Source organism: Bacillota bacterium, from assembly GCA_012518215.1.
In the GTDB taxonomy this organism is placed as follows: Bacteria; Bacillota; Dethiobacteria; order DTU022; family PWGO01; genus JAAYSV01.
Genome location: JAAYSV010000056.1, coordinates 1 through 10,307, shown reverse-complemented (window position 1 = coordinate 10,307; position 10,307 = coordinate 1). Strand labels below are relative to the sequence as shown.

General features: G+C 51.3%; 7 protein-coding genes and 1 tRNA gene. 6 read left to right on the top strand and 2 right to left on the bottom strand.

The window, feature by feature from the left end; genetic code table 11:
- Window positions 1-204 precede the first annotated feature (204 nt).
- From GX364_09435 to GX364_09415, 5 genes are all read left to right on the top strand, one after another.
- Window positions 205-1,515 (top strand): MFS transporter, encoded by a 1,311-nt coding sequence (locus GX364_09435; GenBank protein ID NLI71070.1) that lies wholly within the window; start codon window positions 205-207, stop codon window positions 1,513-1,515.
- A 200-nt stretch (window positions 1,516-1,715) separates the two neighbouring features.
- Window positions 1,716-2,741 carry a molybdopterin-binding protein gene (locus tag GX364_09430; GenBank protein ID NLI71069.1) on the top strand — a complete coding sequence of 342 codons (1,026 nt, stop codon included), beginning with the start codon at window positions 1,716-1,718 and terminating at the stop codon, window positions 2,739-2,741.
- Window positions 2,686-3,972 (top strand): molybdopterin molybdotransferase MoeA, encoded by a 1,287-nt coding sequence (locus GX364_09425; protein NLI71068.1) that lies wholly within the window; start codon window positions 2,686-2,688, stop codon window positions 3,970-3,972. Before GX364_09430 ends, GX364_09425 begins: the two co-directional genes overlap by 56 nt.
- A gap of 424 nt (window positions 3,973-4,396) precedes the next feature.
- Window positions 4,397-7,417: a formate dehydrogenase-N subunit alpha gene (fdnG, locus tag GX364_09420; GenBank protein ID NLI71067.1), complete on the top strand. Its 3,021-nt coding sequence runs from the start codon at window positions 4,397-4,399 to the stop codon at window positions 7,415-7,417.
- A gap of 166 nt (window positions 7,418-7,583) precedes the next feature.
- Window positions 7,584-8,441, top strand: coding sequence for a formate dehydrogenase accessory protein FdhE (locus tag GX364_09415; GenBank protein ID NLI71066.1), 858 nt, complete (start codon window positions 7,584-7,586; stop codon window positions 8,439-8,441).
- Window positions 8,442-8,619: 178 nt separating this feature from the next.
- Here GX364_09415 and GX364_09410 read toward each other — a convergent pair.
- Window positions 8,620-8,708: transfer RNA gene (locus GX364_09410), tRNA-Leu, on the bottom strand.
- 409 nt (window positions 8,709-9,117) lie between these two features.
- On the opposite strand from GX364_09410, the gene GX364_09405 reads away from it, so the two are divergent.
- The gene (locus tag GX364_09405; protein ID NLI71065.1) at window positions 9,118-9,528 is read left to right on the top strand and encodes a hypothetical protein; all 411 of its coding nucleotides are present in this window, start codon (window positions 9,118-9,120) and stop codon (window positions 9,526-9,528) included.
- Between the two features lie 602 nt (window positions 9,529-10,130).
- Here GX364_09405 and GX364_09400 read toward each other — a convergent pair.
- Window positions 10,131-10,307 (bottom strand): hypothetical protein (locus GX364_09400; GenBank protein NLI71064.1); only part of this gene is annotated, 177 nt, incomplete at its 5' end.

The following is a 10,307-nucleotide window of genomic DNA, read 5'->3' as shown; positions in this document are numbered from 1 at the left end:
GAAACATGCCGTTACTGCAGGGAGGCTTCAGTTTCACCAGGGAAGCTATTAAAAGTTTGATAGATAAAAAAGTGTGTTAAAAATTACGGGGTTCTCTCTTTTTTCCTAAAGTAGGTTGACACCGTCCACATTCCGGCACGATTTGCTCTTTGCTCGTTACTGCATTAATATTGAATTATAATCCGCCAATTCGAGGTACGCAGTATGTCCAGAAAGAAATGGCTTTCCATATTTCTACTGGGATTTGCCGGCCAGGTGGCATGGGCCGTTGAGAACCAATTTTTCAATACCTTCATGTACGACCGTATTATCCCTGATCCGCTCTATGTTTCCATCATGGTTGCTTCCTCGGCGGTGGTGGCCACCATAACGTCAATTTTCATGGGTGCCTTCTCCGACAAGCTGGGCCGCCGGAAGCCTTTTCTTTTTTTTGGTTATCTGATCTGGGGCATATCCATCATCGTTATCCCCGGTGCCGGGATGATCAAACCGGCACTGCTGGCCGCATGGGTGCTCATATTGCTGGACTGCCTCATGACATTTTTCGGTTCCACTGCCTATGATGCGGCGTACAATGCCTACATGACCGATATCACCACCAGGAAAACCCGGGGGCGTGCCCAGGGCCTTCTTGCCGTGGGAACAGCCCTGGCCATCCTGCTGACCTACGGCCTGTCGGGGGTGGTCATCGATAACTTTGGCTATTACCATTTCTTTGGCGGGGTGGGTTTGCTTGTATTCGTGCTGGGGCTCTGGGGCGGGGCCCTGGTCGATGACCGGGACACGCCTGTTTCCACGATGTTTCCGGGCCGGGGTACCGTATGGGAAAGAATCGTGGGTACGTTCAGGCGCGATTTCATCCGCGAGCAGAAAAGTCTTTTCCGCGTCCTTCTGGCCATGGCCCTGTGGGGGATGTCCTTCAACGTCTTCTTCCCCTTTCTGCTCATCTACATGAACCATTACCTGAAGCTCAACCTGACCCATTCCACGCTGCTCCTGTTTCTGGCCATCTTCATCGGCGGAGTGGCCCTCTCCTTCCCCGCCGGTATGTTGATCGACAGAGTTGGCCGCAAGAAAGTTGCCCTCGTTGCGGTGATCCTCCAGTCAGCCGCACTATTTTCCTTTGCCTTGACACGCAATCTGATCTTTCTTGCAGCCGTGGGCATCGTTGCTTTTGGAGCGGGCAACGTCTGGAGCATTGCCACCGGGGCCTGGAGCAAGGACCTCTTTCCCGAAGAGAAACGGGGGGAATTTGCCGGTTACATGACTCTTTTCAACGTGGCTTTCACCATGGTTCCCGGGCCGATTATTGGCGGGATCCTTTCCCGCATGTTCGGTATCAAGACCATTATCGAGGGGCAGGTGGCCTATATTCCCACGCCCATCATTATCATTGTCGCCTCTTTTCTGATGCTACTGGCGATCTTGCCCCTGTTCAAACTGGAAGAATCCGATCCGGCAGATCCGGCCGGCCCGGGGAATGTTGTTGCCCCCGGCTCCAACGGAGAGTTCTGATGTTGACAGGGTGTTCATTTATTGATAAAATTCAGAAAGTATTCGAATAATTGTTTTCAGGATCATTGTTCATTCACGCATGAACTATCCTGGATCGATTGTTTTGTAGCATGCTAACATGGGATTTCCGTCGGGGTCTTGAAAAGGGCCCGGTAACACTGTATATCGGCGCTACGTGGTCCAGGACCAGGAGGAAGACGATGAAACAGATCCCGGTAAGGAACGCGGTAGGAACAGTCATATGCCACGATATGACACAGATCATACCCGGGAAATTCAAGGGGCGAAGGTTCAAAAAGGGGGATGTCATCAGGAAAGAGGATATCCCCGTTTTGATTTCCATGGGGAGAGAGCATATCTATGTGTGGGAAGACAAAGAAGGCTTTCTTCACGAGGATGAAGCCGCAGCAAGGCTTGAAAAAATCGTTGCCGGGGAAGGCCTGAATTCCGGTCCGATCAAGGAGGGCAAGGTGGTCTTCAGCGCCGACCATGATGGCTTGCTCAAGGTTGATACAGAACTTTTGTTGGCCATCAACATGCTCGGCAAGGTAATTGTATCTACCGTGCACAACAATTTTCCCGTGAAAAAAGGCCAGAAAGTCGGTGCTACCCGGGCGATACCGCTGCTTATCAATGGGGATGTGATCAAAAAAGCGGAAGAAATAGCAGGGCAGCGTAAAATAATGCGTCTGCTTCCCTACAGGAAACTCGAGGTGGGCCTGGTTACCACCGGAAATGAGGTTTTTGAAGGCATTGTAAAAGACAGGTTCGGTCCTTTGTTGCGAGGCAAGATAGAATCCTTTGGTTCTGAACTTCTGGGGCAGACAATCGTTCCCGATAAAGAAGACGAGATTGTCGCTTCCATCAAAAAATATCTGGCCATGGGGGCCGACATGATTTTGTGTACCGGGGGGATGTCGGTTGACCCCGATGATCTGACCCCCTCCGCCATCGTGAAGGCAGGTGGAAAGATAGTATCCTATGGTGCCCCAATTCTCCCCGGGGCCACATTCTTGCTTGCCTACCACGGGCGGGTACCCATACTGGGGCTTCCCGGCGGCATGATCTTCTTCAAAAACTCGGTTTTTGACATTTTTCTGCCCCGATTGCTGGTTCAGGAAAAAATAACGGCAGAAGATATCGCCATGCACGGGCATGGAGGATTTTGCCTTGGATGTAGCAGCTGTATCTACCCGGCATGCAGTTTTGGGAAAGGTAGTTTCTAACATGATGGAAGGAATAGAACTGGAAAAAGCCCGGCAATTGATCGAAGAAAGAGCCATTCCTGCCGGGCCGGAAACAGTCGCCTTGCCGGAGGCACTCGGGCGGGTGCTGGCTGAAGACGTCCGCGCCCCCATGGATCAGCCTCCATTTAACCGTTCTCCGCTGGATGGATATGCCTTGCGTGCTGAAGACACGGAGGGGGCAGCCCCTCTTGCACCGGTTCGTCTGGAAGTCATCGATGCCATTTACGCCGGAATCTACTCCCGCAAAAAAGTGACCCCCGGGACGGCGGTCCGGCTGATGACCGGTTCCCCCATTCCCGACGGGGCAGACTGCGTCATCAGGCAGGAAGACGCCCGGGCGGGTGCTGCGGGCCGGCAGGTTGAAATCTTGAAACAGTTGCGGCCATGGGACAATTACTGTTTCCAGGGCGAGAGTTTTAAAAAGGGGGCCACCGTCCTCTCAAAAAACACACTGCTCGGAGCCGCCGAGATCGGGGTTCTGGCCAGTTTGGGTTCAAGTGCCATAACCGTATATCGCAAGCCGGTTACCGCGGTGATCAGTACCGGCGATGAGTTGGTCGAACCGGGGCTCGATTTGATGACAGGCCAGGTATACGACAGCAATTTTTATACCATTGCCTGCCGCCTTCGGGAATGCGGTGTGGAAGTGTTGCCCGGTATCAGCCTCGGTGATGATCGCCAGGTTATTGCAGATACCATCGCGGAGATGGTTGACAGGGTGGATTTTATTGTTAGCACGGGGGGCGTATCGGTAGGCGAAAAAGACTACATGATGGGGGTCATGGAAGCTCTGGGGGCGGAAAAAATTTTCTGGAGGGTAAATATCAAGCCCGGCTCCCCTGCCCTTTTCACCGTGTTGAAAGGAAAACCCGTGATCAGCCTCTCCGGCAATCCCCTGGCGGCATCCGTAACTCTTGATCTGCTCCTTTTTCCTTTTTTGAGAAGCATCACACATAACCATGCATTGAAAATGAAGAGTATGCGGGCGATATTGCAGAACGACTTTGAAAAAAGCAGCCCCATTCGCAGATTTCTGCGCGGGCAATTCACGCAGAAGGAAAATGGGGAAGCAGAGGTAAGGATAATCGAAGCGGAGCAGTCCCCGGGCAGCTTGAAAAGTGTTCTTGGCACCAATTGTTACATTGATATCGAAAAAGGTTCTTCCGGCTTGAAAAGGGGGGAGCAGGTGAAGATAATAATAACAGGGTAAAAACAGGGATTCGGATGCAAACCGGGCCACCGGGGAATCTTGATTATTTTGCTTTTCCTTGCGGAAGCCGACGGGCGGTTGATGTTCGTGTTGTGCGGCGCAATCTCTGGCTCAAAACTGTTGCCGGGGCAGCAAACGGAAAATGAAATCGGAAACCCTGCTGGAAATCATGGTTGGCCATCCGTTTGCCGGATCCGGGTTGAACCGGGTGCTCGAAAAGCTTCATGATTCAACACGATTGCGAGTATTGACATTATTGGCTTTTATTGATACAATTCTGAAAGTATTCGAATTTGGAATTATTTACAGTTGGAAAAGGAACGCACGAAGGTGATGAAGGGGGGTTGTCTGTCAGTACAAAGTAAGTTAGGATATAATTGATATTATTTATGGCGGATAATAAATTTTTTAGGAGGGGTTAGGTTTGAAGCTAAAACGTCGAGATTTTCTCAAGTTGGTTGGAGCGACGGGCGCCGGGCTGGCCTTGTCTCAGATGGGCTTTAATGTGGGGCAAATTGAAGCGGCATCGAACGAATTCAAAATTCACGGCGCCAAGGAGTACACTTCTATTTGTAACTTTTGTTCGTGTTCATGCGGTATGATCTGCCACGTAAAAGATGGAAAACTTATCAACCTGGAGGGAGATCCGGACCACATCATCAACGAGGGGGCGCTCTGCAGCAAGGGGGCGGCCTGTTACGAGGTGGTCAATTCTCCCGAGCGTGTCAAAACCCCGTTGTATCGTGCTCCGGGCAGCAATCATTGGGAAGAGATTGGCTGGGACGAGGCTATCGACAAGGTCGCCCGGAAGATAAAAGAACTTCGTGATGAAAATTGGATTGCCGAGGAAACGGTGGACGGCGAAACCTATCCGGTCAATCGCACCGATGCGTTGGCTTTCCTCGGCGGTGCTCAGGTTAACAACGAAGAATGTTATCTGTTTACAAAGATGGCCCGGATAATGGGGTCACCATACCTGGAGCACCAGGCACGTGTCTGACACAGTCCTACGGTCGCCAGTTTGGGGGCCTCATTCGGACGCGGTGCCATGACCAATAACTGGATCGATTTGAAGAATGCCAGGGCATTCCTGATCGAGGGTAGCAATGCTGCCGAGAACCACCCCATGTCCATGAAATGGGTGATGGAAGCCAAGAAAAATGGTGCCAAGGTTATTCACGTCGACCCGCGTTTTACAAGAACTTCAGCGATAGCGGATATTTTCGTGCGTATAAGGCCCGGAACCGATATCGCTTTTCTGAACTCCATCATCAACTATATCCTGACCGAAAAACTCTATGATGAGGATTTTGTGCTCAACCACACCAACGCATTGCTGATTGCCAATGAAGAATTTGATTTCAGCGATGGTCTTTTCTCGGGTTACAATCCCGAAACGCGCAGTTACAATAACAAATCCTGGGGATATGCCCTGGACGGTGAGAAAAAACCTCTCAAGGCGGAGAGCCTGGATGATCCAAGGTGCGTCTTCAGCAAGATAAAAGAATTTTTCAAACGTTACGATTTCAAAACAGCTTCTGCCATTTCGGGTGCTTCGGAAGAAGAGATCAAGAATGTTGCGGACACCCTGGTTGCAAACCGTCCCGGAACAGTAATGTATGCCCTGGGGATGACCCAGCACACTGTTGGTGTGCAGAACATCCGTGCCTTTGGAGTTTTGCAGCTCCTTCTGGGGAACGTGGGGAAACCGGGCAGCGGTATCAACGCTCTGCGCGGTGAGCCCAATGTTCAGGGTTCGACAGACATGGCCTGCCTGTTCGGCTATCTGCCGGGCTATCTGGGCTATCCCAACCACAATGTTCAGGATATCGATACCTGGACAACCTCATCGGGAACTTTCCGCCGCAATTTCCTGATAAACCTGATGAAGGCATGGTTCGGGGAACATGCACAACCGGAGAACGATTACTGCTTCAACTTGCTGCCCAAGAAAAATGGGAAAGCAAATTATTCCGTATTCAGCTACTTTGAAAAAGCTCTGGAAGACGAGGTAAAGTTTCTCTTCTGCGTGGGGCAGAACCCCCTGGTTACCCAACCGAACCTCAACCTGGTGCAGGCGGGGCTTGAAAAAATGGAGATGGTGGTAGTTCAAGACCTGTTTGATATTGAAACGGCATCCTTCTGGGAAGAACGCCCCGGGGTTGACCCCACGACCATCGACACCGAAGTCATCTTTCTGCCGGCGGCATCTTTCCTTGAAAGGGAAGGCTCCCTCATAAATTCCGGCCGAATGGTGCAATGGCGTTACACGGGTATCGATCCCGTGGGAGACTCCAAGCCGGACCTGGAGATCCTTGACCTTATCTTCAGGAAGGTAAGGGAACTTTATGCCGATTCCACCGAGAAAAAAGACGAGATATTCAAGAAAGCTACATGGGACTACGACAACTCGGACAATATCACCTTTGCGGAAGAAGTCCTGAAGGAAATCAACGGTTACAACCTGGAAACCGGCGAACTTCTCAAGGGCATCGGGGAGCTGAAGCCTGATGGAACAACCTCGTCCGGATGCTGGGTTTATCCCGGAGTTTATGCCAATAATCAGAATAATACCAAGAGAAAGGACAACCAGACAGACCCGAGCGGGCTGGGCATCTATCCCGGCTTTGCATGGAGCTGGCCGGGGAACATGCATGTGTTGTACAACCGTGCCTCCTGTGATGCCAATGGCCGTCCTTACGATGAAGAAAAAGCGGTAATCTGGTGGGACGAAGCAAAAGGGATCTGGACCGGGCATGATACGCCGGACGTTCCCAATGTGAATGATGGGCCCAGCACTCCCAACGGGCAACGGCCTTTCAGGATGTCCGGAGAGGGTGTTGGCCGCCTCCTGTCGGGATTTTATCAGGATCCCCTTCCCGATTCGGATTTACCGCGGGACACATCCTCGACACCGGCGGATGGCCCTGTACCGGAGTTCTATGAACCGGTAGAGAGCCCCACGGCGAATATCATGCACCCGGAGGTACATTACAATCCGTGTGTGAAATATCCGCGTGTAGAGGAATGGCAGCCCATCGGCACAACAGATGATTACCCCTATGTGCTGTGCACATCCAGCCTTACCGAACACTGGTGTGCAGGGTCAGTTACCCGCAACCTGCCGTGGCTGAATGAACTCTATCCGGAGCCGATTTGCGAGATGTCGAAGAGTCTGGCCGAGAAGCTCGGGGTTGATAATGGGGAAGAAGTCAAGGTCTGGTCGGCACGCGGTGAGGTAGTGGTGAAAGCCCACGTTACCTCCCGCATGAATACAATGGTTATTAACGGCAAAGAGGTGGAAGTGGTCTGGATGCCTTACAACTGGGGTCACAAAGGCTTGAGCAGAAAGCCAAGTACCAACCTGCTGACCATTGATGCAGGCGATCCCAACACCTTCATCCAGGAAACCAAAGCCTGCCTGGTCAATATCAGCAAGGCATAACCTTTACCTCTGAAGAGGCGGTTCTTCTTGCCCTTGGCCGGGTAAGGATTTCGGGACAGACACTTATCCCTATCCGTACTGCCGATGGAACACAGGTGAACTATCCGGGGGCAGGCCTGAAAGTTTGAGGCCTGTCCCCGGCTATTGTAGCAAAGGAGGTTTCAAATTGGACGGATTGGACGTAACAATCGAGGATTGGGTCCGGGAACGCCCCTATCTCAAAGAAATTGCACAGTTGCAGAAAATAATCGAAGCGGTGATCAAGAAAAGTGGCGGCGAAGCTGTTACACCCTACGTCCCGGGAGAAGGTGTTCTGGAAGAATTCAAAAGAGGTATTCCAATTCTTAAAACGGGTGAAAACCTCGAAGGATTCATGAAGGAAGTGGAAAACCTCATTGTCAAAATGATCGATGCCCTGGTCACGGCATCCTTGCCGGGTCAAATCATCACACAATCTCTACAGGTCAAGGCGGCATTTGCAGAGAAAGAAGACCTGGTCGGCTGCCTCGTGGCCGAGGCCGTGAAGGACAGCAGCGTCAAAGACAGCAAGAAGGACCTGGGTGAAGTCAGCGAAGGATTCCTTCTGTTTCTGGTCTGGAAAGCCCTTTCACATGTTCTGGAACCTCTGAAAGAGAAAGTGTCCATGTTGCTGGAAGAAGATCCATGGCTCAGGGGCTACTGCCCGGTCTGCGGCCAGCTTCCGGCCATGGCCCATTTGCTGAAAACAGAAAAAGGGCGGGAACGCAACCTGATCTGTGGATGTTGCCAGATGCATTGGCGTTTCAAGCGGATGGGATGCCCCTATTGCGGCAATGAAGATCAAAAAACATTGGAAATAATCGGGCTGGATGAAGAACCGGATCTGCGCGTCGACACCTGTAAAGAATGCGAAGGCTACCTGAAAACCTACATCGGTGAAGGCCAGGAATTGGCGGCGCTGACAGACTGGTCCACCTTGCACCTTGACCTGGTTGCCAAAAAACAGGGTTTCAAACGTATCGGTTATCAGATGTACGGTATCTAGCGGATGTGATCACTATTCGCCGGTCATGGTTGCCAGCTCGCACTTCAGGCCACTGGTGCAGGGTGTGGCTGGCATGCTGAAAGATCCGGTGCAGGTAAAATTCAACTACAGGGGCACGGGATGTAAGGCACCCCGATTGTCCAGTCGTGGGGAAATACGATCAAACCATCGAGAAAAATGGTGCGGGCGAGAGGATTTGAACCTCCAAGGGAAAATCATCCCACTGGATCCTAAGTCCAGCGCGTCTGCCAGTTCCGCCACGCCCGCATTGCTGTTATGACTGCAACAACGTTACATTCTGGCTCCATTCATCACCATTTATCATACACCAAAGCGGTCGAAAATTCCACAAAAACGAAAGGAAAATAAAAGTAACAGTCATACCCAATCTTTTCATTCATAAACATAACTTAGCCGGATCCCGGAAGGGTTTATTTCCCTGCCGGGAAGGGAATTTTTGGTGTTGACGGTTTTTTTTATTTAAGTTATACTTGTCCGTAAGAATGGCAACCCGTACGGCATTTGTACAATGCCAACCGGGCAGAGAAAAATATTGATAAATGTTGAATATTTTCTACTATTCGGCAAGCATTCTTTGCGGTATAATTGCTGTGGATATCCGCCCGGCAGGATATCAAATTTCACCAGCGAAAATTTGGGAGGGATGGTTAATCTAATGAGAAAAGCTGTTCTGGTTCTGGCTTTGATTTTTCTGGCTATCATCCTGGTGCAGGCATATCTGGTTGGAATCGGGGGTGAAACCTTTGAAGACCTGGCCCTCTCCCGCGGGGGTGCGGTGGGAAGGCTCGTTGCTCTGATGTTCGGTGTCGGGGCAGCGTTTGTGCTGGCCAAGCCGTTTGTTTCCATAGTCGTGTTCGGGCTGGCTGCTCTGGTTTCGCTGGTTGTTGCTTATCCTACGGGGTATTACGATCTTTTCCTGTGGGGAATCATAGCCCTGATTCTTGGTGTGTTGAGCTATTTTGGCTGGCGGGAAATTGAAGACCAACCCTCTTTTCGGCGCCGGCAGGAAGACGTTTTCCCCGCGGACACATCCGAAACGGCGGAACCATTCACGGAACAACAATAGATTTTGCGTTTTGCTGTACGCCTGCTGAATTGCAGGCAGGCCTTTCTTTGATCCAAAACCCTTGCCTCCAGACCAATGGAGGCATATTTTATTTCAAGTAACGGGACATTCCGGCGCCAAAAGGACATATTACCTGTCATTCAGCCATACCTGTCAGATTCCTCGCGGCGCTATTCTTTCACTCCGGTGTTACCGTTTCCACGCCATTTTTCTCTAAAGCTTCATGTTGGTATTCTTGTTAAACACCGCTTGCTCGGAATGACAGGGGGGGGGGCGCCGCATTCCTTCCCCGGTATTGTGCCATTCCGGCGACTGTCTTTCTAGTACTGTCATTCTGAGGGAGCCCTGTTTTTTGGGGCGACCGAAGAATCCCCTCCTCAAGCACTCCTTACTACCGCTATAAAATGGTTCCTGGTCTTTTTCCCCGTAAAGCACAGCGTTTTCCTCTGCCCGAGATTCCTCGCGGCGCTATTTTTTCACTCCGGTGTTACCGTTTCCACGCCATTTTTCTCTAAAGCTTTATGTTGGTGTTCTTGTTAAACACCGCTTGCTCGGAATGACAGGGGGGGGAGATCGACGCAGGCGACCGAAGAATCCCCTCCTCAAGCACCCCTTACTACCGCTATAAAATGGTTCCTGGCCCTTGTTTCTACCCGTACCGATATGTTGGCGTAAGCGACATAGAGTGAATGGTTGCCATAGCCGGTGAAGGCGAGGAAGCGAAACGGGACTGCCGACGTGATGTCGGCAGCCGGATACTTCACAGGACGTGAAGATTG